The following is a 21,643-nucleotide window of genomic DNA, read 5'->3' on the forward strand; positions in this document are numbered from 1 at the left end:
CATACAATCATTTTGACATGGAGATACTTCTGACATAATGGCACAAACTGGAAAACGCGATTATTATGAAGTACTCGGCATCGATCGAAATGCTTCAGACGACGATATTAAAAAAGCCTTTCGAAAACTGGCTCGACAGCATCATCCCGACCTTCAAAGCGATGCAACGAAAAAGAAGGCTGCAGAAGACAAATTCAAAGAAGCCGGTGAGGCCTATGAAATTCTGAGTGACGCCGAACGACGAAAAAAGTATGACATGTTCGGACATTCAGGAGGTCCACAAGGTTTTGGTGGTGCAGAAGGATTTGATTTTGGCCGTGGATTTGATGATGTATTCGGAGATATTTTTGAAGGGTTTTTTGGTGGCGGGAGAGGACGATCTCGAGCTGAGTCTGGCACCGATCTTCAATACAATCTTGAACTTTCTTTTGAAGAAGCCGTTACAGGCAAAGAAGCCAAGCTGAAAATTCCAAGGTGGGAAACATGTGACACCTGCCATGGAACTGGAGCGAATTCTGACAAGTCAGTTAAAGTCTGCACCACATGTCGAGGCGTTGGGCAAATTCGACTTCAGCAAGGATTTTTCACCATAAATAGGCCATGTGGAGAGTGCCAAGGATCAGGACAAATCATATCGGACCCCTGTCGAGAATGCCGTGGAAAGAAACGGGTATATCGAGAGCGAACATTGTCCGTGACGATTCCAGCTGGAATGGAGTCAGGCATGCGGCTTCGTCTCGCCCACGAGGGAGAACACGGTTCAAATGGTGGGCCTCCAGGAGATTTATACGTTGCGATATCTGTCAAGCCACATAAGTTTTTCACACGAAAAGGCAACGATGTCCTTTACGAGCTTCCTGTGCATTTTGTCACGGCCACCCTTGGAGGAAAAGTAGAAGTTCCAACGCTCAAAGGGAGCACGATGGTCAAAATTCCAGAGGGAACTCAACCCGATAAGGTCCTTCGATTGAAAGGCTTGGGGATTCCCAGCGTCAAAAATGGTCAACCAGGCGATCAACTGATTCGAGTCCAAGTGCAAATCCCGACAAAACTCACTCCACGAGAACGAGAACTACTTATGGCTTTTGCCCAAGAGAGTAACGTCTTATCCGATCAAGGCGATGGAGAAGGCCTCTTCGATAAAGTCAAAAACTTGTTTGAATAACGCGCGACATCACCGCTATCAATATCCGGCGGATCTTTCCTATGCCGGTTTTTTTTGTTTCCTCCACGACAATCCACAATCACCGCATTACCATTGAGGGTATCCTCTATACCCACATTGTGAAGAGTCTACGTGTTCGTCCAGGACAGCTAGTCACGGTATGTGACGAACGACGTACGCGATATTCTATACGAGTAACCGACATTACCAAACAGGCGCTCATTGGTGATGTTCAAGAAACCGTGCTTGGCCCGCCTCAAGCACAACCCAGCATTACGCTAGCTCAATCTGTGTTAAAAGGTGAGCATATGGCTTGGGTTATTCAGAAAGCCACCGAATTGGGTGTCAACACCATAGCGCCAATCATCACTGAACGAGTGCAAAGCCGAACAGGGGGTAGTTCCATGAAGTCGCACCGGGAACGATGGCAGCGAATTGCTCTGGAAGCTGCCCAACAATCTGAGCGTTGGGATTATCCAAGCATTCTCAACCCGCAAACATTCCCTGTATTTCTTCAAGGCCTGTCAGAAACTCATATCAACTTGTTGTTCACAGAACGAGAAAAAGCGATAGATAGTAAGAGACATGCTCTTCCAATTAACCCACACGTACTCGCAAGGAAAAATATTGTCCTAACAATTGGACCAGAAGGGGGATGGAGTCAGGACGAACTCCAAAAGGCAGAAACTGCAAACATGACTAGAGTAACGCTCGGCGAGAGTATCCTTCGATCGGAAACCGCAGCAATAACCGGGTTAGTCATGCTGCAAGAACGCTTAAATCACTTAACGTTTAAAACAATTACTGGCTATCCGAACCAATCTGAGTAAACTTTACGATCGTGCCTTGATCCCCAACAGCCCAGCCATTTACGCGATTAGGAAAAGAAAGACCATACAGAGATACAGGGCTGACTGGCTCAGATTCTGTCCAGGTAAAACCAGCATCTTCTGTATAGAGAAGAATGCCACGTTCTCCAATAATCCACCCTGTCTTTTTATCCATAAAGTAAATTTTGACGAGATCAGATGGTTTAATGCACGGAGCTCCACATGGGCGAGTCTGGTCATTCCAGGTCTCGCCTCCATTGATCGTTTGGAAAATTGACCCTTGCGTTCCAATAGCCCATCCAATGCGAGCATTGATAAATTCGATATCAAAAAACGTTGCCGGGCTTTGTTCTGTAGATTGCAAGGTCCAGTGTTTTCCGGCATCTTTCGTCACTAATATGACGCCTAACGCCCCGACTGCCCAGCCAGTCGTTTCGTCGATAAACGTGATTCCAAATAGATCTGCGGTCGTGTCACTTCCTTGATCATCCCAACTCTCTCCGCCATCAGTGGTAAACAGAATCGTTCCCCTGGCTCCAACGATCCATCCTGTCTGTGAGTCTAGGAAATGGCTACCGTACAACGTGGCATTCGTCCCACTCACTTGCGGGATCCAGACTTTCCCTCCATTCGTTGTATGAAGAATGGTTCCATTTTGCCCAAGAACCCACCCATTCTGCTCACTGACAAACGTCACGACCGTGAGCAAAACATTTGTACGACGAGGAAGCGGAGCCCAGCTCTTGCCACCATCCTGCGTTCGTAAGATTGTTCCACCTGCCCCAACAACCCATCCATTCGCCTTGCCTGTAAAGTGCGTATCAAGAAGCGTCACTTTCGTTCCACTATCTTGAATACTCGCGGTCACAGGCTTTGAATTCGCGGACACCTGACTGACAGCAGAAGCACAGATCGCCACAAGCACGCACCACAACGTCAATATTCGTTTCAAGTTACACACTCCCATGAACTCGATCAGACTTAATCGGATAAATGAAAATTAGGATTGAAGCCACTTGGATCCGGTAACCCACGTTTTAAAATCGTAAAAGGTCCGGCAACTGCAGAAATCCATTTTTTGGGGGTACAGCATTTCTTGTTCTCTAAAATATCCCACGAACCGCGTTTGACGACGAGTTCTCCGTGCAGCAAGTCCAAATTAATGCCCTCGGGATTCGTGACCCCGAATGCTTGTCTTCGGGGAACGCGAACTTGAATTTCTTTATCACTCCAAGACACAACTTGCGCGGCAAGACCATTGAGGAGGACTTCACTTCGTGAGATATCAGCATCTAAACGATATATTTCCCAGTCATGTCCCTTCTGATTGATACTCAATTTCGTCGGCTCGGCAATTTTCAAAAAGCTGCCAAATCCTGATCCTTTGATCGTAACGACCTCGTCTAACCCTGCAGACTTGGGAGAGTATGAGGTGACAGTAGGTTCAACAACAGAAAATGTGCCGGCAACGAGCGTTACGACTTCTCGCTCTTGACAGCATGTACCATCGGGACGAAGAATGGATGCCCCTCTCTTGACCACGACATCTCCACTTTTGGCACTAAAGGGAACCCACACATCAATTTGGGTATCAAGCCAACGATGAATAACTGCCGGAACCCCACCCACATCAACGCCATTCCCCCCTGTCTCGAAGTCAAAGGCGTAGGCTGTTGCTCCCGCTTCAGCGAGTACTCCAAAATGCTTGCCCTTAATCGTCAGTAATGTACCGATTGGCCCACGGGCAGGACTCAGTTCAGACACTTCACTCTGCTGAATGGTAAAATGGGCAACCTCACGGGTATCTCCTCGATTCGTTAATGTCACCGGACCGCTTTTTGCGTTAAGCGGAACATGAATCACAATCGTACGATTCGTCCATTGTGCAATACCAGCAGGCTGGCCACCGATTAACACCGCAGCATCTGTCGGTAAACTGTCTCCAAAATCTTGCCCAGACAATACAACCTTACTGCCTACCGGACCTTCTGTAGGTTGAAGCGAAATTTTCGGGATAACCGTCAGAGGAACGGTATTGCTGAGAATATAATCAACTGGGGCACAACACGATCCGTCAGGCAGAGGGTCCGATGAGGCTAAACGAACCTCCACATTTCCGGTATTCGCATTGGCTGGAATCGCGACTTCAATTTTATTGGGACGCCACTTTTGGACTTGAGCCCGAATGCCGTTCACCAATACTTGATTGACTCCAAACATCGTATTGGGGTCGCGTGAACCAGCGGTATTGCCGAAGTTTTTTCCGTGAATAATCAAGGTTGATCCAGCCTCGGCTGTCTCTGGTTCAAGGCTATGAATCTGGACTGTTTGAACAGCAAACGACCCAACTTCAACTTTGGTTTCTCCATTGATAACGGTTACTTTCCCAGTTGTGGTCTTCAGTGGAACTTTGACCATAATAAAGTCAGGTTCCCATTGTTGAACAAGTGCCGATTCGCCATTGAACTCAACCCGATTTTTTTGTGTGGATTGAAAGTCTCCAAATTCACCACCACTGATTGTGACTGTCGTCCCCAAAGGACCTGACTCCGGGTGAAGTTCCGCGTAGCTCATGGTGGGTACACCGACAGATACAACGAAGCCCGCTATTAAAAAAGCCAATGCATTCTTCATATCCAATACACCTTTTATGATGTGAAAAAATTAGAGTTCGGTAGAGGGTAATAATACGCAGGACTCAAAAAAAAGACGACGAGATGCCTCTATGGCCGAAAACTCAAAATAGTTCCTAGTATAGCGAATCCAAATACGTTCCCAACAGGAAAACAGAACTCACCCAGCGAGGGACAACGTTTCAAGCAGCAGCAGTTATTTGAAACGGCTATAACATGCACTTTTATGCGATCTAGTACCTTGCGAAGACTATATCAAGCAGTCTTTTGGGGAGTCAAACAACGTACAGGAGAGCCGGAAGAAACTGCAGCATGGCGAAAGGAGAACTGGCGGTTGAAAGTTGATTCATGAGGCACCAAATGAGAGAGCCCTACTGAAAGATTGTGTAGAGCAAGGAATTATTACGCATTCCAACGTCCGTATCACACGGTCACTTGAACAATCAATTCAAGTTCGACGGGAGCATGAAGTGGAAGTTCAGCCGCTCCGACGGCGAGCCTAGCATGTCGTCCTGCCTCTCCGAACACTTTCACCAAAAAGTCTGAGGCGCCATTGATCACAGCTGGTTGCTCAGAAAATCCTGTCGCCGAAGCCACATGTCCGGTCATTCGCACAATCTGCTTGACTCGCTCCAAGGTCCCGAGTTCTTGTTGCATGATTGCCAACGCATTGAGTACCGCTGTTTGCGCAGCCTCATAGCCTTGCGCGACATTCAACTCGTGACCAAGCTTGCCCGTCATGGTCAACTTCCCATTCTGAAAGGGAAGAACCCCACTGACAAAAAGTAAGTCGCCAGCTAAACACGCTGGAACATAGGCAGCCAGAGGCTTAGGAGCCGATGGAAGAACGATTCCAAGTTCTTGGAGGTTTTTTTCAATGCTCATGGGTAGCGGAACCTATGTTCAGGAAGCTTGTTTACGCAGTTTTTTTTGATACTTTTGGACAGCGCGATTGTGTTCAGCCAACGTCACAGAAAATTTATGACTTCCATCATTTTTGGAGACAAAGTACACATAGTCTGATGGAGTTGGATACAACGCTGCCTGAATGGACGCCTCACCTGGATTCGCAATGGGACCAGGAGGAAGGCCTCGCACCTGATAGGTATTATAGGGACTCTTGATAGACAAATCACGCTTTCGGATATTTCCATCAAAGGCTTCAATCGCATAGATCACAGTAGGATCGCTTTGAAGCGGAATATTTTTGGCCAAACGATTATGAAAAACTCCGGAAACCATTGATCGTTCCTGCGACAAACCCGTCTCTTTTTCAATCACGGATGCCAACGTCAAGACTTCCTGGACGGACATTCCCATTTCTTTGGCCCGCGTCTGCAATTCCGGAGAAAATGCTTTCCGGAATCTGTGAACAAATGTTCGAATGATCTCTTCTTCAGGTGTCAAGCGAGCCACGAAATAGGTATCAGGGAATAAGTAGCCTTCTAAATTCTTGGCCTCTATATTCAGACTCGTAATAAATTTTGCATTCTGTGTCAGCGCAAGAAACCGTGCTTCATCAACCAGCTCCTTGTCTGACAGCACCTCAGCAATCTGACGCACCGTATACCCTTCGGGAATAGTGACAGCATGATAGTACACTTTGCCTTCCTTCAGTCGCGAAAGAATTTCTGTTGGCGTTAATCCTGCGTGTAGCTCGTATTCTCCTGGTTGAATTTTCCGATCAGCCCTTGTGAGTTTCCCCATAACGCGAAACCATTGAGCATTGGCAATAAGGCCTTGCTCGTGGAGGTATTGAGCCACTTCTCCCAGCGACATACCTCGTTGAATATTCACGATCTGTGTCGTGCCTGAATCTCCAGCGGGTCGATTGAGTAGAAGAGTGCTCGTGAGCACTGTAAGGAATAGAAGAAGAGCGATAAAGAAGAGTTTTTTCACACGAAGTCTTCAATACGTTCGCATTATGTGTCGATTGATGACGCGATCATGTGCGTGTTTCAAGACTTTCCGAAGATCTTGGATCATTACCGGCTCATCGACACATACAGAAAGTTCAAGAAGAATGCAACGATGATGAGGGATACTGTTACTTTCGGTTATATCCCGGATAAGTTAACACGCAGCATGGTTCAGTGTTCCATAATTGAGCGAATGACTATGACTTTCCATGTTCTTCAACAAATTCAAAGACTTTCAAAAGAGCCGGGTCAATGCCTTCCGGCAGACTTCCACCGGCTTGCGCCATATCCGGACGACCACCTCCTGAACCATCGACATGCGTCGCAATCGATTTTGCGACATCCCCTGCCTTGATGCGCTGTGTTAAATCTTTCGTAACAATCACCAACAACGACACTTTCCCATCCTTGGCCGAGCCAAGGACCAATACGCCACTCGGAACGGTATGACGAATTCTGTCAGAAAGCGCTCGCAACTCCGGCATGGTCAGCCCATCTACCCGTTGCGTCTGCACCTGCATATTATGAATAACGCGAGACTCAATAGATGCATCAGTCTGTTCCTTGGCAACCAGCTTCATTTTGAGCTGTTCGAGTTCACGTTCCGTGTCTTTAAGCGTCGCGAGGGTTTTTTGCGTCTTCGCAATCAAATCGTTGGGACTGGCTTTCATCAATGCCGCAAGTTGACGTACGTGTTCATCAACCTGTTTCGTATACTGTAACGCGCCAGCACCGGTAAGAGCCTCAATTCGACGAACCCCAGCGGATATCCCCCCTTCCGAGACGATTCGAAAGATGCCGATATCTCCCGTCTGCGTACAATGCGTTCCACCACATAACTCCTTGCTGAAGGACCCGACGCCGACCACACGAACTTCAGTGCCGTACTTATCTCCAAAAAAGGCTAACGCTCCTTCATCGATCGCATCCTGAATGCCCATTACATTCGTCTGAACGACTGTGTTTGCTCGTATTTGCTCATTCACCAGGGATTCAATGTCATCAATATCTCGAGAAGACAGTGGCTTAAAATGAGCAAAATCGAATCGTAAGCGATTCGGGGCGACAAGCGATCCATACTGCTTGACATGGGGGCCTAACAGTTCACGTAATGCAGCATGAAGCAGATGCGTGGCCGTATGATTTCTCGCGGCATCCATTCGTGTTGTGACATCTACGTGTGTGCGCACAGCATCATCAACATGTATACTTCCTTCAAGAACCTTCCCTCGATGCAAAAAATACCCAAGATCATTTTTTGATGTTGTGTGAATCTGGACTTGACCATTCGGGCCAATGAGCATGCCCTGATCGCCGACTTGTCCTCCACCTTCTGGATAAAACGGAGACGTCTCCAGAACCAACTCGACCTCGTCACCTTGGGTCACATCCTGAACCAATTGTTCCTCGCGCAACATGGCTTGAACAACTCCCTCCCCATCGTACGATTGATACCCAATAAACGTTGTGGGGGAAGCCAGGGTTTTAAGTTCTTTCAGATACGGTTTCATCTCGGACGACACAAACGTTGTCGCTTTTCTCGCACGTTCACGCTGAGCATTCAGCGCACGCTGATACCCTTCATGATCTAATGCTAAATGTTCTTCACGAGCCGCATCCTCTACAAGATCTAACGGGAATCCATATGTATCGTAGAGCTTAAACACGGTCTCCCCTTCAAGCGTGCTCAACCCTTGCGTTTTTGCCTCATTCACAAGGCGATCGAGGATGGGCGTCCCTTGCTCTAATGTGCCAATAAACCGTTCTTCTTCACGCTGAACAACTTCAGTCACAATGGACGCACTTTGTTCAAGCATGGGATATGCCACCTTCATTTCTTGAACAACGCTTTGGGTGAGTTCATATAAAAACGGCTCCGTAGAACCCAAAAGACGACCATATCGGGAAGCCCGTCGGAGAATACGTCGCAACACATAGCCTCGCCCTTCATTGGAAGGCAAAATACCATCGACAATGAGAAAGGTCATGGCTCGCAAATGATCGGCGATCACCCGCATTGATCGATTTGTGCTTGGATCCTGGCCATACGTCTTCTTTGTCCGTTCGCCAATTGACTGTAAGAGCGGCTGGAAGAGATCAGTATCAAAATTCGAAGTCACCCCTTGATTCACCGCCGCTAATCGCTCAAGCCCCATTCCAGTATCGATACTCGGCTTTGGCAATGGATGAAGAGTCCCTGATGCATCACGGTCATATTGCATAAAGACGAGATTCCATATCTCAAGATATCGATCGCAGTCACAACCCACACCACAAGTCGATTGACCACACCCTAAGGCTTCACCTTGATCGATATGAATCTCAGAGCATGGGCCACACGGTCCGGTGTCTCCCATTTGCCAGAAATTGTCTTTTTCGCCAAGCCGAATAATACGAGAAGACGGCACCGCCATGCGCCGTTCCCAGAGATCGAAGGCCTCATCATCTTCGCGATAGACTGTGACCCAGAGACGCTCAACCGGCAAGCCAACAACGTCAGTCAGATATTCCCACCCAAACACAATCGCTTCTTCCTTGAAATAATCACCAAACGAAAAATTACCGAGCATTTCAAAAAATGTGTGGTGTCGATTCGTATATCCAACATTTTCCAAATCGTTATGCTTGCCTCCAGCACGCATACATTTTTGAATGCTGGCCGCCCTGGCATACGCACGTGTTTCCTCACCAAGAAACACACGCTTAAACTGATTCATGCCAGCGTTGGTGAACAGGAGCGTGGGGTCGGCTTGGGGGATGAGAGGAGCGCTTGGGACAGAGGTATGGCCCTGCGCTGAAAAATAATCGAGAAACGACTGACGAAGATCATTGGCAGAAAGAGTCATGAATTAACACATGCACAGTGGATAAGAGAGACAACCAAAACGATGCATACCTCTTCGATGATTGATATTACCCTTTGCTTCCCACAGCCTTTTTCCCGACAACCTTTGGTTCAGACGTTGTCTGTTCTGAGTTCGCAGTTGGGGAAACGAGGCCGGCGGCTTCTCGGATCTGTCTTTCAATGTCCGCAGCAATATCTGGGTTGGACTTCAAAAACGTTTTCACCGCCTCTCGTCCCTGTCCTAAACGTTCTTCCTTATAGGAATACCACGCACCGGCTTTGTCCACAATTCGTCGATCTACACCCAAGTCGACGAGTTCGCCGACTTTCGAAATCCCTTCAGCAAACATAATATCGAATTCGGCTTGTTTAAATGGTGGCGCCGTTTTATTTTTGACGACTTTGACGCGAACACGATTTCCCATCACGTCCTGACCTTCTTTAATCGATTCGATGCGTCGAATATCGAGACGGACTGACGAATAAAATTTCAAAGCATTTCCACCTGTGGTCGTTTCTGGATTACCGAACATGACGCCAATTTTCATCCGTATTTGGTTAATGAAAATGATGGTGGCATGCGATTTGGAAATAGCCCCTGTCAGCTTACGAAGCGCCTGAGACATCAGTCGGGCCTGTAAACCCATGTGAGAATCGCCCATTTCTCCTTCTATTTCCGCTCGCGGCACCAACGCCGCCACTGAGTCGACGACGATGACATCTAAGGCCCCGCTTCGCACCAAGGTTTCGGTAATCTCTAACGCTTGCTCTCCCGTGTCGGGTTGAGCCACGAGTAAATCATCTGTTTCAACCCCTAATTTCTTGGCATACGCAATATCAAGCGCATGCTCTGCGTCGATGAAGGCTGCGGCACCGCCAGCCCTTTGCGCCTGCGCAATCACATGCAGGCACAACGTAGTTTTCCCTGAAGACTCAGGACCAAATATCTCGACCACACGCCCACGAGGCAATCCCCCAACACCAAGGGCTAAATCCAGTCCCAGCGATCCAGTTGGAATGGCTGGAATATCGGCCTGTACCTCGGCCCCTCCGAGCTTCATGATCGCACCTTTGCCAAACGACTTTTCAATTTGCGTCAGGGCAAGATCAAGTGCACGTTTTTTTCCATCTTTTTCAGCAGCCTGGTTACTCATTCGTGATCCTTTTGTAAATGAATCGTCTTTTGGGTCTTCAATCTACGTGGAGGACTTTATCATACCGAACCTTGGAGAAGAGGTAAATGGGTGGGATTCCACAAATACGCATAAATACTTCAGATTAGACGCTTGCCGGTCACAATTACGCGACAGGATCTCTTGCATAAGCCACAGTCTCTCGCTGAACCACCAAACCTACGGGCCAGTAGACCGGGGGGAAACCGGAAAGCGCCATTGAGATGGACTGGAAATATTGAACCTGCAAAGAGATGTTTGAAGAAAATACCCATGCACGGGTTCCTGATACAGGGCGAATCGCATACCCTCAGGACGTTTCCGTGACCGGATAATCAGAGTTCACTTATTGCCCAGCACTTTAAATGCATCGACCTTGAGCTTGGCCTGACCGTTTTTTTGTAAAACCCACAGTTCTTTTGTAATCACCCCATGCGCTTTGTTCATTTCCCAATTCGCTGAAACCACCGCCGTGTTCGCATTGATGACCTCAATCGTCGGTTCATCGTACCGGACCTTTGCATATCCCTCCGCAATCAATTTTTTCCAAAATGCCTGAATATTTTTCCGACCAGTAAATGTCCCAAAGGGTTTGGCGGACATGATGGCATTGGCTTCATAGACATGTGCACACCCTGCGGCATCACCTTTGTTAAAGGCTTCAACCCATGCGGCGCTCGCTTTTTTAACGGCGGCAAGCAATGTCTCGCGTTGCTTCTTTGTAATATCCGCTTCTTTTCGATGAGGATTGTGGAACGTCTTTCCATGCCCTGGAACAATCCAGTCCGCCTGCAGCAATATGCGTTGCCGGGATTCTTGAAGGGCATCGGGGTCTTCCGCTAACGGATCTTTCTTGGGCGCAAGCTTTGGCCCCCACCAGAGATGCGTGAACGCATAGCTCCCTTCAATCGTCTCTACCAACAAGCTTGCGTCTTCATCCGTATGACCTGGCGTACGGACAACTTTGACTCCCGGGGCTAATTCATAGGGATCGGGGTGATCTTTCCAAAGGTCATCTTTATACGTTGCCCAAAAATCAACAATTGTGGCATTGGGAAATAGTCCCAGATGCGTCGTATGGTCTGGATGGTGGTGACTGATGAATACATGCGTGACATCCTTTGGAGTAATGCCGAGTGCCTGAAGGGTCGCAAGATTATCATCCCAGACACCCGCAGCAGCCATGCCGGGATCGACGATTAGCACAAGGTCTTTTCCCTGAACAACCGAAATGCTGCTCGCGACCTTTCGCACACCATCAGGTTGTACGCCGGGAAGAAACTCTTGCCCTTCAATGGGTCGAACATATCCAGAAGTCAGAACCGTCACATGGTTATCAGGGGTCTCGGCATATGTTGAGACGCCAGTCATTGCCCACAAGACCGTGGCAACTACCAAAACCTTCATGTTCATTTCGACATCTCCTTTAATTATTCAAGAATTTAGATGCCCACATACTACCTGACGACGCATATTTAATCTCGAGACTTTTGGAACGGTAATTCCCACAAACGTAAATAGAGAGCCCCCTTGGGCGAAAGCTGACTGTGATATAAACAGAGTCGATCGACGGTGACATCCCCAAACACCCATTCTTTTTTGAGTAGATCGGATGTGTTAAACACCTTTCCGATCTCCCGGGAACCGGATTTGATTCGAGAAAGCGTGAGGTGTGGATGGTAGGGCCTCGCCTCCTGTGCATACCCAATGGAACTGAGTGCCGATTCAACATATGATACCAATGTATTCAAACGAGCCATCTCACCAGATACGCCGGCCCATAAGATTCTCGGTTTGTACAGCGAGGGAAATCCCCCTATCCCCTTGAGCCTTAGCGAAAACGTCGCCGTCTCTTTGGTGACTTCTTGAAGCAGGTCCTGCAACACCGAAACCTGTTCAGATTCGATATCACCAAGAAACTTCACGGTCAGATGCATGGACTCAGGCGATACCCATTTGACGGAAAGTAGCGAGTCGGTTTGATCTTGAAAGTGCTGAAGAGCCTCGCGAACTCTGGAATTGACATCAATGGCAAGAAATGTGCGTATCGACATAGAAGAATCTAAGAGTTGAAGGTACGCAAAAGATATAAGCGAAGGATATTTAACGCGGCTTGAGAGGCTCGCATTTTCACATCCTGCCTATCACCGTAAAATTGAAACTGCTTGGTCGCGGTCCCATACGGTCCATCAATACCAATACACACAAGTCCCACAGGTTTGTTCACCGTCCCGCCTCCAGGCCCAGCGATTCCTGTCACGCTTAAGCCTAGATCCGTTTGACTTCGCGTACGTACACCCATGGCCATGGCTTTGGCGACTGGCGTACTCACCGCTCCATACCGTCGCAACTGTTTCGTGGGAACGCCTAATAGATCGTGCTTGGCTTGGTTGCTGTAACACACACAGGATCGATCGAGATACGTAGAGCTTCCAGAAACCTGCGTGAGACGATGGCCAATCAGTCCTCCAGTGCATGATTCGGCAACCGCTAAGGTTAAAGAGGCGGATGTGAGCTGCTGTCCAACCACCTCTTCCATGGCCTGTTCGTCTTCTGCATAGACACTGTCACCGAGAGACTGGCGAACAGCTGACACGAGACTCTCGAACTCAGAGAAGCCTTGCTTTCCCGAACCTCCTGGTCCTTGCGAAGACCAGGTTCGTAGAATCACGCTAACGCCCAAAGCCGAGGCTAACAGGCTTAGCTGAATGGTTTGGGACTGACGAATGATGGGTTGCAGACACGCATCAATCTGTAACTCCGTGAGTCCAACGGTCGATAACAGTTTCTGCTGTAATATTGATGATTGAGTAACCCGTGCTGCCAAGCGCGGAACCGCTTGAGTTTCGAAGATGGCCTGAGCCTCTTTTGAAACGCCTGGAAGGGCCAGGATCAAAGATCGCTTCCATTCAAGAAGAAAACCGGGGGCTGAACCAACCGGATTTTCAAGCATGTCCGCTCCAACCGGAAGACATGCTTGACGAGCCACAGCTTTCGTCAATGGCCTCCCTCGAGAGGCATAGCGTGCTTTCAAGGCAGCAAAGGCTTTCGAGCGTCGTCGCAATGTTCGCCCGGTCACCGTAGCCACGGCTTCCCGTGTACAATCATCGACGGTTGACCCAAGCCCGCCTGTGACAACAACAACAGAGGCACGACGAGCTGCGGTTGTCAGCGCACGGGCGATGTGTGTTTCATTATCGCCCACCAAGCTCTTCCACTCTACTTCAATGCCGCATTTGGCCAGGCCTTCAGCAAGGAAAATGGAATTTGACTCTAGGCGGCGACCATGAAGAAATTCCGACCCTATCGCTATAATTTCGGCATTCAGGGTTTTACGAGGCACGATGTTCCTTTCTTATGGATTTGGGCCGAGACCGAATCATGGAAAATCATGAAAACGACAATGGGTTATTTAAGGAATTTTTGAGAAATCCAAGTCAAAATGTACTTCCCCACCTACACCAGGAAAGACTGTAATCGTTGTAGGGAGTAAAGGATTGAAGAGTTCATAGGGGAAAGAGGCAACCACTTTCGCTTGAAATGGTGGATCGTTCGGCCAAACATCGCTTCGATGGGCTTGTGCATCAAATCGAACATGCATCGGCTTGATTAATCGTTCTCCCTGCTTCAGGACCATATAACTATCCTTCGCAAACTCAGGCAATAGTCCAAACACGGTGACACTGACTTGGAGAGCTGTACCCTTCGTAATCCTGGAAATATCCTGCTCTGTCGGGGACTCGACTCGAAACGCATAGTGCGCAGAGAGCACTGCCAACCCACCAAGTTTTGTCATGATAAACCCATGCGGACGTAAAGTCTCTGTTGAGCCAAACCGCCAGTACAGTTGCGACGGAGGAGTTTTTGACTCTACGGCCGCCTGTCCTTTCGCAATCGCCGCTTGAACTTGGGTGTGTGTTGGATTCACAACGATGGCATGAGCCGTTTCAGCCGCCATGAGGATTGAGGCGTACAGCATGAGACGTGGTAAAAGACTGACCAGAAGATATCGAAATGCACACATAGAATATTCCCCTCGATGCGGATAGCAAATCTCGCATGGCCTGTCAATAAAAATGCAGAAGGTAAAACTTAAGGTAAGACTTTACATTAATGAATTTCACAAAACGTTCTCGTTTCACGAAACATGCGTGATTCAAGAGACCGCGCCTTGCGCATCACTTTCAAATTGCAGAGAAATATTGACAAATTTACAGAAGAGGTGCTAGATAGGCCTAGGCTTTAGTAAAAATCGTTTTTCATACCAATCCTGACATTGGAGTCGGAGGAATTTCCATGGCTAGTCAACAACCCGCCAAGCGTCAATTTGTAAATTTTTCCTACTATAAAGTTGACCCACAATGGCGTCGTCTTCCGAAAGATGAACGAGATGCGGGCAAACAAGAATTCATTCGAGCAGTCGAAGAATATGCAGGGAAAGTCATTGTCGTTCCATATACCACTGTCGGCATTCGAGGAGATTGCGACTTCCTTCTGTGGCGTATTAGCTATGAACTCGAGCTCTTTCAAGAAATGACTTCGAAGATGCTCGCAACAGGCTTAGGGCAATACCTCACCACCCCCTACTCCTACCTGGCAATGACCAAGCGGTCTGTCTATGTTGATAATCACAGCCATGAAGACCAAGAGGGTCGGCGCCTGAAGATTACTCCAGGGCGGTCAAAGTATATCTTCGTCTATCCTTTCGAAAAAACACGAGATTGGTACTTGATGTCAAAAGCTGCCCGGCAGGGCATGATGGATGAACACATTGAAATCGGTCACCGCTACCCATCGGTGAAGCTCAATACCACCTACTCATTTGGTCTTGATGATCAAGAATTTGTCGTCGCATTTGAAACTGACTCTCCAGAGGACTTCCTCGATCTGGTCATGGCCCTTCGGGAAGCTGAAGGCAGTCGATATACCAAACGCGATATTCCGATTTTTACCTGCATTATGAAAAGTCTGAAAGAGATGGTTGATACATTAGGAGGTTAAATCCTCCCCACGGACTGGTCTAACCTGTCTTCCAGCTGCACCACAGACATGCGCTTTTTCTAGTTCTTTTGAGGAAAGGTGTTCGGAATATGTTCATGAAGCCTATGGTCTCAACTTCGAGGTAAGCCCGCCTTCAGCTATAAACCTTGGCTGATCAATAACTTTCCACACGTTACGTCGCGAATGCCTCCTCCCCTTTACAACCGTATCGATATAGCCGTTTCAGTTATGCCGAATCCACAGGTTGTCCTATTGAATGTTGATTGACCCTTCGTTATTGAACCGTCAACCGTCTGCCGGGCATCCAAGCGGGCATAACCTTCATCATGATCAGTGTGTTTTTGCGCTGTGAACATGATGTAAATTCGGTTGGAAGTTATTTGGTTTCGCTATATTACGACAGACTGAAGAACACCCTCCTATGAATACATAATATCCAAGACTGCGGATTGTGATGACCTGACTTCCATCCATACCTTGAATTCTCTTTCGATATTGTATGGAATCGAGAAAGTGTGCGAGAGCTGAGAGAAGAAAATACCCATGAAGTACAGGCATTTTGACAGTCTTTACATGGGTATGGTATCTAAAAACACACATGCAAAGGACCCCTCATTATGGCAGAAGATGAAGAAAATACACTCCTCGTTCGACGAGATAAAGATGGCGCAGTCACGCTCTACGCTGATGAAGATTGGGCTATAGAACGGGGCGTCAACCCTGCTGAACTCATTACCGTCCCTATTCCTCGAGAACTCTACGTCACAGGCACAGTACAGCAACTTCGTGAGCATGCCGCAACATATTTAGAAACATTGAATGAATCACAAGAGTCATGACCTTCAAGCAATTCTTTCCAAACGAGATTCCCAACTAGGACATACGGATACCACATGCCAACTTTAGCGTATAATCATATTGAATCATCCTTGAATGAGCTTCCCATTCAAAATCGCACAATGCTTCGCTTGTTGCTGCTCCAGTACTTCCCTCTTGCTCAAGAAGAAATTGAGTTTATGGCAGCCGACCAACCAGACTCTCGGTTTATGTCCGGCGAACAACCAAAAGAAAACCTTTTCTCGAAAGAAGCAATCGTTAATGTTTCAAGTCGAGCCTCACAGTATCAAACACTCCTTCGGCAAAAACGTGAGCGACCAGGACTTCAAGTCGAATGCCTTGAGCTACTCCTAGCGTACATAGCCAAAGAAATCGAAGTTCTCGAACGGGTCATGACTGAGGATTTTGGCATTGACCAGCAAACGCAGGCTGACAATAAAGCGCAAGCCATGACAGCCTTACTCAAACAAAACATGCGGAAACTGAGTCGCGCGATTGAACAAGGCGAAATTCCGGACGAAGACTATCAGAAAAAACGATTACTGTTTGAGCATCAACTCCTTCTTCGAAGACAGGAGCGGCAACGACGGCAACTCAAGGTGGCCAAGCAAGACTTCCTGATCTCTGGAAGCACGCCCCTTAAGGACCATGAGATTGCACACATATGGGGAATTCCCTTAGGTAGTTTGGCGGCAAGAAAAGTAAAGGCGCTGCATCTATACCTGACGTCCATACAGAAATCCCTCCAGAGCACCAATGGCCACTCGGGTGGTGAATCGGCAGCATCCCACGCAGCGGAACCTCGACAGGATTTTTGGCAGATAACGCTAAAAACGCTGTCAACACAGCCGCTTGAACGATCCGTCGTCGCCTATGGCGGACAGGAACGGACAGAAGAACAGCTAATGGAAAAACTTGAAGCCTTTGTCATGCGAAGAATCCCCGAAGCTGAGGAAACAAAATTCTGGGTTTCTATCAGCAAAATTCATGACAGTGAACATGCTGGCATGTGGACGTCGCATGAGCGTGCGATTTTTTCGTTACAACGACTCTCAGCCATCCTGAAAGAAGTTGATCAATCAGACGAGGCCATCGCAGAGGACTTGCACAACAGAACAGCTCCTCCAACCTCGGCTGAACAACTTCCAGAACCGGAACAGGCAGAGGATACGGATGAGCTCAACGAAGAAGCCGTTGGGATATTACAGAAAATGGCGGGAGAACTTGACGATAAGCGACGAACATAGCCGGCACCAGCCTCCGGCCTTTTGACGAATTGCACTCTTCTACACGAATAAACTCACGTCTATCCCACGACAGAGGTTGCCCTGCCGTCGGTCTTACCCCCTCATACTGCCTAAAATCTGCGTTGACCATCCGATTGCTTCGATGTACGCATTCTGAATGACGGACGGATCGATATTCTCACAGGCCACGTCTTGCCACTTTCCTTGCTCAAAGGCAATCACACATCCCAACACTTGGCCCAACAATCCCGTTCGTTCCAACAACGCACCTTTCACTTCCGGCGATAATGGCAACGAATCAAGCACTTCGGACAATTCACAATCAAAAAACCCATCCAGGACTGAGAATAAGCCAATGGTAAAAAACTGATCGACGGCATCCTGCTGAAGCGCTCGTCCGAGTTGTTCACACATGTAGGCACGGACGGTAGCTGTCACCAATAATTCAAAGGGTTTCTCCTCCATGCTGGCCAAGCTCATTAAGGTTACCCACATCCTGAGCTTATCAATCCCCACCATACAGGCCGCTTGTGCAATGGAATCAACTTTTTTCGGCAACCCACAATAGGCGGAATTTACATATCGCAATAACTTATAACTCAGCGAGACGTCACTTTTTATTTCTTTCTCAATTTTCGTAATTTCGATGTCACGTTCTTGTAATTTCGCAAGTAACATTAAGATTGCCATGCGATTCGGAGGCACTCGCGCTCCAGCAATCACATTCGGTTTACAAAAGAAATACCCTTGAAAGTAATCAAACCCGAGTCCTTGGCAAAATTCAAAATCCTCATGGGTTTCAACTTTTTCCGCCAACAGTTTAATGGGATATTGTCGTAGCCACAGAACATGCTCTGCAATCTCTTCATGGGACAACGCCATCACGTCCACTTTGACAATATTCGCGATATTGACTAACGGCAGCAATGAGTCATGATAAATAAAATCATCAAGCGCGATCGTATACCCCTGATTGGCTAATGCGGTTAGCGCCTCGATGATCTGCTCTGTCGGCTTCACGTTTTCCAGAATCTCTAACACCACTTGTTCTTTGGGCAACGTCTGACAGAGTTGGCTCAAAATAAGATTTTCCGTCATATTGATAAACGCGAGATGATTGCCAACGATGGGTTGAAGGCCAATTTCCAACATGGCATTGAGCATGACATTCGCTGTCGCGGCATCACCATCGACAAAATTTGCCTGATTGGCTTCTCCGCTTCGATACAATAATTCATACGCAAACACATCGACGCGATTTCCATAGATGGGTTGACGCCCAACCATTGCAGTCGTGTTCTTTATAGTGGGGGTATCAGGCATTGGCATGCGAGGGAAGATCTAAACACTAATTATGGAAATTATATATACTTGAGGAGCGGCAACGGTACCTAACATCTCATTCTCACGTTAAAATACCTAAGTTAATATTTTTATACCATCACGATACGATACGTCCAGTTTTTATCGCATTTTCTGACTCCTTATCGGTAGCAAAAATCGCGAGCTTGAGAACAAAGAGCAAAAGAACATGCGAAACCGCCCAAACAAGATAAAAGGGAATAGCGTGTTTCCACCGTTTATGGAATAGCTCATGTTTTGATGCACTCACAGAGAGGCGAGAGCCGGAACGATCAGTCGACGTATTCACCAGAAACAATTATTTTCTCCAGATGACGTTTTATACGGCAAGCTGAATTGAGCGAACGCCTACACCTATGGTATAGAAGGGAAGATAACAACTTGAAAGAGCACGTGCAGGTTTTCCGTTTCTTTGTGGCGGTGTAGCTCAGGTGGTAGAGCAGCGGACTCATAAGCCGCGGGCCGGGGGTTCGAGACCCTCCACCGCCACCATTCCTTCTTGCAGCCCACAGCATTACCAACTTTCCAAGAAATAGTGCCCACGAACCGTCTTCCCTTCTTTTGTGGTATTTACCTTTTGCCACGAATTACGCCACACTGCGTCGATGAACAACGTTCCAAGCTAACACCTCAACCGCTTCCTGTGCATGACACAGGCGACAGCAGGCCATGAGAAAATAAGCCAACGCTCCACGAGAAAACGAAATAGACAACAATGAAGCCATTCATCAAGCGACTCGTTGTGGGAATTGTGGGCCTACTCGCCTGGACGCTCTCTATCCACATTGTGCCGGTTCATCTTGACGCACAACAACAAACGAAAACGCAATGCCAACCAAAGACGACGAATCAACAGATCTTTCAAAGCATGACCGACGGCATTGTGACCCAGATGTGGAATGATGGGATCGTCCTCTCAATAACCGTCTCGCAAGGCTGGGACTCTTTGAGCAAGCATTCGCAAGAACATCTCTATCGTGCCCTTGGATGCCTCGCTCACGAAAAACATGTGGCCTTTCAAATCATCCCATCGTGGATTCATGAATCAGCAGTCACGCGACACACGATTATCCCGGTGGCCACCACTAGCGGACGAACATCTGAACGGCTATAGAAAAAAAGAGAAGATTAGAAGTGTGAAGTCGTCTGCATATCGGCGAGTGATTCTTGGTAGTACGCGACCAACCAATCATCATGGAGAGAACCCACGAGCATTAATTGACGTTGATCGTAGGTGTTCGCCCAGTAGATATAGGTGAGCGGGCCGCTCTTCCCCAATTCAACGTGCATCGCACGGCCGTCGGGCTCACGAAATGTTTGCTCTTCTTGTATCGTGCGATCTGGCAAGGCCGACCAGACCTCCTGTGCGGCAATCGTATGATTTTCATATGCGGGAACAGGGTCTTGCGGAGGCGTTGCCTCGTCTTTCCCCCAAACCTGCTGAATCGATTCCAGAATTTCCGATTCCGTCATCTGTGCAAAGCGTTTCCAGCTTTCTACTATGACCGCTATATCCCGTACGCTTCCCAGCAACAGCCCTTGGAATCCAGACGTCGTTGACAGAGAGCCATAGGCTATGGCATTTCGCCAAATTCCTGCTTGCAACGTACAGCAACCAACCACATGATTAAGCTGAATGTCATGAGATGTCGTGCGTTGAAAAATACCTAAGGCTTCGACCATGTGACCGGCGATGACGCCGGAGCAATCATAGAGGCTTTGGCCTTCTTTCCATTCGGGTTTCTCATGCCAGGTCAGCGTCTGCTCCTGCCCTTCGCGAACGATCTCATACAGCGGTCCATCTTCCACTTGCACTCCCACCATCTCATAGCCTAAAGAGACCGGGGTCGATACTGGATAAAATCCCCGTCGAGCGAACGCCTGTTGCAACAACACTCTTCGCCCTAAATGCCGAGTTTTTTCGCAGAGTACCATTTTCCCATTGACGGCCAAGAGTTCACACAGGGCATCCATGCGTTTTCCAATGCCCGTCGTTTCTTCCGCGACAAGCTGACGTGCGGCATCATGGTTTCGCTCAAACGTATTCCAATCTGCACTACACAGGCCTGGGGAATCTTCAGCTTGAAATAACGCATGCGTCGAGACAAGACAGTCATAGGTTCCCGTCATCTTGTCATGAGGAATCTGACAACATTCAAAACGAATATTCTGTAACCCTCGTTGAGCGACTTGCTGTGAGGCCGCATCAATGGAATGCGAGGAACGATCAATGCCCACAAATTCAATATCTGGAAACAATGTGGCCCAAAACGTTGTCAAAATGCCTACCCCGCATCCAAAATCAAGCACTTGTCGCGCAGCAGACAATCGCGGTGCGATCGCAACGGCAACTTCAGCAAAGAAGTTATACCGTTGGCTATACAGTACTGGAAGAATATCTGGATTGGCCGCCAGGTCGTAAAATTGAATGTCGGCGGTTGCATTATTCTGATCTTGTCGATACTGGATTAATTGCTGAAGGGAAGACAGATCGGTTGGCGATAAGACGCTTCTTTGCCATGCAAAATAGTCAGGTTCATCCTTGAATAACTTCAGGCCCCACGACTGCAAATACTGTTCAATTTTTTGCGAGAGTTCAATCTGTGAAAGTGGTGTCCCCATGTCTAACGAA

General features: G+C 47.9%; 18 protein-coding genes and 1 tRNA gene. 7 read left to right on the forward strand and 12 right to left on the reverse strand.

All coding sequences use genetic code 11. The features are described 5' to 3' along the window. Positions 1 to 37 precede the first annotated feature (37 nt). Both dnaJ and ACWHX8_RS09940 read left to right on the forward strand, forming a co-directional pair. Positions 38 to 1,165, forward strand: coding sequence for a molecular chaperone DnaJ (gene dnaJ / locus ACWHX8_RS09935; RefSeq protein ID WP_447971791.1), 1,128 nt, complete (start codon positions 38 to 40; stop codon positions 1,163 to 1,165). 41 nt (positions 1,166 to 1,206) lie between these two features. Then, the gene (locus ACWHX8_RS09940) at positions 1,207 to 1,995 is read left to right on the forward strand and encodes an RsmE family RNA methyltransferase (protein ID WP_447971792.1); all 789 of its coding nucleotides are present in this window, start codon (positions 1,207 to 1,209) and stop codon (positions 1,993 to 1,995) included. On the opposite strand, the gene ACWHX8_RS09945 is transcribed toward ACWHX8_RS09940, so the two are convergent. From ACWHX8_RS09945 to ACWHX8_RS09990, 10 genes are all read right to left on the reverse strand, one after another. After that, the gene (locus tag ACWHX8_RS09945) at positions 1,967 to 2,947 is read right to left on the reverse strand and encodes a WD40/YVTN/BNR-like repeat-containing protein (RefSeq protein WP_447971793.1); all 981 of its coding nucleotides are present in this window, start codon (positions 2,945 to 2,947) and stop codon (positions 1,967 to 1,969) included. The two genes, ACWHX8_RS09940 and ACWHX8_RS09945, sit on opposite strands and share 29 nt — an antisense overlap. 29 nt (positions 2,948 to 2,976) lie before the next feature. Next, positions 2,977 to 4,629 (reverse strand): IPT/TIG domain-containing protein, encoded by a 1,653-nt coding sequence (locus ACWHX8_RS09950; protein WP_447971794.1) that lies wholly within the window; start codon positions 4,627 to 4,629, stop codon positions 2,977 to 2,979. A gap of 422 nt (positions 4,630 to 5,051) precedes the next feature. After that, positions 5,052 to 5,513 carry a RidA family protein gene (locus tag ACWHX8_RS09955; protein WP_447971795.1) on the reverse strand — a complete coding sequence of 154 codons (462 nt, stop codon included), beginning with the start codon at positions 5,511 to 5,513 and terminating at the stop codon, positions 5,052 to 5,054. A gap of 18 nt (positions 5,514 to 5,531) precedes the next feature. Further along, complete coding sequence (gene mltG / locus ACWHX8_RS09960) at positions 5,532 to 6,527, reverse strand: endolytic transglycosylase MltG (RefSeq protein ID WP_447971796.1); 996 nt, start codon at positions 6,525 to 6,527, stop codon at positions 5,532 to 5,534. Positions 6,528 to 6,744: 217 nt separating this feature from the next. Next, positions 6,745 to 9,393: an alanine--tRNA ligase gene (gene alaS / locus ACWHX8_RS09965; RefSeq protein WP_447971797.1), complete on the reverse strand. Its 2,649-nt coding sequence runs from the start codon at positions 9,391 to 9,393 to the stop codon at positions 6,745 to 6,747. A 67-nt stretch (positions 9,394 to 9,460) separates the two neighbouring features. After that, positions 9,461 to 10,546, reverse strand: coding sequence for a recombinase RecA (recA, locus tag ACWHX8_RS09970; RefSeq protein ID WP_447971798.1), 1,086 nt, complete (start codon positions 10,544 to 10,546; stop codon positions 9,461 to 9,463). Between the two features lie 360 nt (positions 10,547 to 10,906). After that, positions 10,907 to 11,977 carry an MBL fold metallo-hydrolase gene (locus tag ACWHX8_RS09975; RefSeq protein WP_447971799.1) on the reverse strand — a complete coding sequence of 357 codons (1,071 nt, stop codon included), beginning with the start codon at positions 11,975 to 11,977 and terminating at the stop codon, positions 10,907 to 10,909. Positions 11,978 to 12,039: 62 nt separating this feature from the next. Next, complete coding sequence (thpR, locus tag ACWHX8_RS09980) at positions 12,040 to 12,618, reverse strand: RNA 2',3'-cyclic phosphodiesterase (RefSeq protein WP_447971800.1); 579 nt, start codon at positions 12,616 to 12,618, stop codon at positions 12,040 to 12,042. Between the two features lie 8 nt (positions 12,619 to 12,626). Next, complete coding sequence (locus ACWHX8_RS09985; RefSeq protein ID WP_447971801.1) at positions 12,627 to 13,907, reverse strand: competence/damage-inducible protein A; 1,281 nt, start codon at positions 13,905 to 13,907, stop codon at positions 12,627 to 12,629. Positions 13,908 to 13,976: 69 nt separating this feature from the next. Continuing rightward, the gene (locus tag ACWHX8_RS09990) at positions 13,977 to 14,588 is read right to left on the reverse strand and encodes a hypothetical protein (protein WP_447971802.1); all 612 of its coding nucleotides are present in this window, start codon (positions 14,586 to 14,588) and stop codon (positions 13,977 to 13,979) included. A gap of 272 nt (positions 14,589 to 14,860) precedes the next feature. Here ACWHX8_RS09990 and ACWHX8_RS09995 point away from each other — a divergent pair, with 272 nt between their 5' ends. From ACWHX8_RS09995 to ACWHX8_RS10005, 3 genes are all read left to right on the forward strand, one after another. Further along, complete coding sequence (locus ACWHX8_RS09995) at positions 14,861 to 15,565, forward strand: chlorite dismutase family protein (protein WP_447971803.1); 705 nt, start codon at positions 14,861 to 14,863, stop codon at positions 15,563 to 15,565. A 617-nt stretch (positions 15,566 to 16,182) separates the two neighbouring features. Then, positions 16,183 to 16,404 (forward strand): hypothetical protein, encoded by a 222-nt coding sequence (locus ACWHX8_RS10000; RefSeq protein ID WP_447971804.1) that lies wholly within the window; start codon positions 16,183 to 16,185, stop codon positions 16,402 to 16,404. Positions 16,405 to 16,458: 54 nt separating this feature from the next. After that, entirely contained in the window at positions 16,459 to 17,649 is a 1,191-nt protein-coding gene (locus tag ACWHX8_RS10005; RefSeq protein ID WP_447971805.1) for a hypothetical protein, read from the forward strand. A gap of 93 nt (positions 17,650 to 17,742) precedes the next feature. On the opposite strand, the gene ACWHX8_RS10010 is transcribed toward ACWHX8_RS10005, so the two are convergent. Continuing rightward, the gene (locus tag ACWHX8_RS10010) at positions 17,743 to 18,936 is read right to left on the reverse strand and encodes an EAL and HDOD domain-containing protein (RefSeq protein WP_447971806.1); all 1,194 of its coding nucleotides are present in this window, start codon (positions 18,934 to 18,936) and stop codon (positions 17,743 to 17,745) included. A 491-nt stretch (positions 18,937 to 19,427) separates the two neighbouring features. On the opposite strand from ACWHX8_RS10010, the gene ACWHX8_RS10015 reads away from it, so the two are divergent. Beyond that, a tRNA-Met gene (locus ACWHX8_RS10015) sits at positions 19,428 to 19,503 on the forward strand. A 223-nt stretch (positions 19,504 to 19,726) separates the two neighbouring features. Then, on the forward strand, positions 19,727 to 20,125 hold the full coding sequence (locus ACWHX8_RS10020; protein ID WP_447971807.1) for a hypothetical protein: 399 nt from the start codon (positions 19,727 to 19,729) through the stop codon (positions 20,123 to 20,125). A gap of 14 nt (positions 20,126 to 20,139) precedes the next feature. Here the strand turns inward: ACWHX8_RS10020 and ACWHX8_RS10025 are convergent, their stop codons facing one another. Next, entirely contained in the window at positions 20,140 to 21,633 is a 1,494-nt protein-coding gene (locus tag ACWHX8_RS10025; RefSeq protein WP_447971808.1) for a methyltransferase domain-containing protein, read from the reverse strand. Positions 21,634 to 21,643 lie beyond the last annotated feature (10 nt).

This window comes from Nitrospira sp. M1 (assembly GCF_965152605.1).

Excerpts from the sequence above, each read along its gene's own strand:
- ACWHX8_RS09950 (WP_447971794.1), bottom strand. The coding sequence starts at position 4,629 with ATGAAGAATGCATTGGCTTTTTTAATAGCGGGCTTCGTTGTATCTGTC.
- ACWHX8_RS09995 (WP_447971803.1), top strand. The coding sequence starts at position 14,861 with ATGGCTAGTCAACAACCCGCCAAGCGTCAATTTGTAAATTTTTCCTAC.
- ACWHX8_RS10000 (WP_447971804.1), top strand. The coding sequence starts at position 16,183 with ATGGCAGAAGATGAAGAAAATACACTCCTCGTTCGACGAGATAAAGAT.
- ACWHX8_RS09975 (WP_447971799.1), bottom strand. The coding sequence starts at position 11,977 with ATGAACATGAAGGTTTTGGTAGTTGCCACGGTCTTGTGGGCAATGACT.
- dnaJ (WP_447971791.1), top strand. The coding sequence starts at position 38 with ATGGCACAAACTGGAAAACGCGATTATTATGAAGTACTCGGCATCGAT.
- alaS (WP_447971797.1), bottom strand. The coding sequence starts at position 9,393 with ATGACTCTTTCTGCCAATGATCTTCGTCAGTCGTTTCTCGATTATTTT.
- ACWHX8_RS09990 (WP_447971802.1), bottom strand. The coding sequence starts at position 14,588 with ATGTGTGCATTTCGATATCTTCTGGTCAGTCTTTTACCACGTCTCATG.
- recA (WP_447971798.1), bottom strand. The coding sequence starts at position 10,546 with ATGAGTAACCAGGCTGCTGAAAAAGATGGAAAAAAACGTGCACTTGAT.
- ACWHX8_RS10020 (WP_447971807.1), top strand. The coding sequence starts at position 19,727 with ATGAAGCCATTCATCAAGCGACTCGTTGTGGGAATTGTGGGCCTACTC.
- ACWHX8_RS09940 (WP_447971792.1), top strand. The coding sequence starts at position 1,207 with ATGCCGGTTTTTTTTGTTTCCTCCACGACAATCCACAATCACCGCATT.
- ACWHX8_RS10005 (WP_447971805.1), top strand. The coding sequence starts at position 16,459 with ATGCCAACTTTAGCGTATAATCATATTGAATCATCCTTGAATGAGCTT.
- ACWHX8_RS10025 (WP_447971808.1), bottom strand. The coding sequence starts at position 21,633 with ATGGGGACACCACTTTCACAGATTGAACTCTCGCAAAAAATTGAACAG.
- thpR (WP_447971800.1), bottom strand. The coding sequence starts at position 12,618 with ATGTCGATACGCACATTTCTTGCCATTGATGTCAATTCCAGAGTTCGC.
- ACWHX8_RS09955 (WP_447971795.1), bottom strand. The coding sequence starts at position 5,513 with ATGAGCATTGAAAAAAACCTCCAAGAACTTGGAATCGTTCTTCCATCG.
- ACWHX8_RS10010 (WP_447971806.1), bottom strand. The coding sequence starts at position 18,936 with ATGGTTGGGCGTCAACCCATCTATGGAAATCGCGTCGATGTGTTTGCG.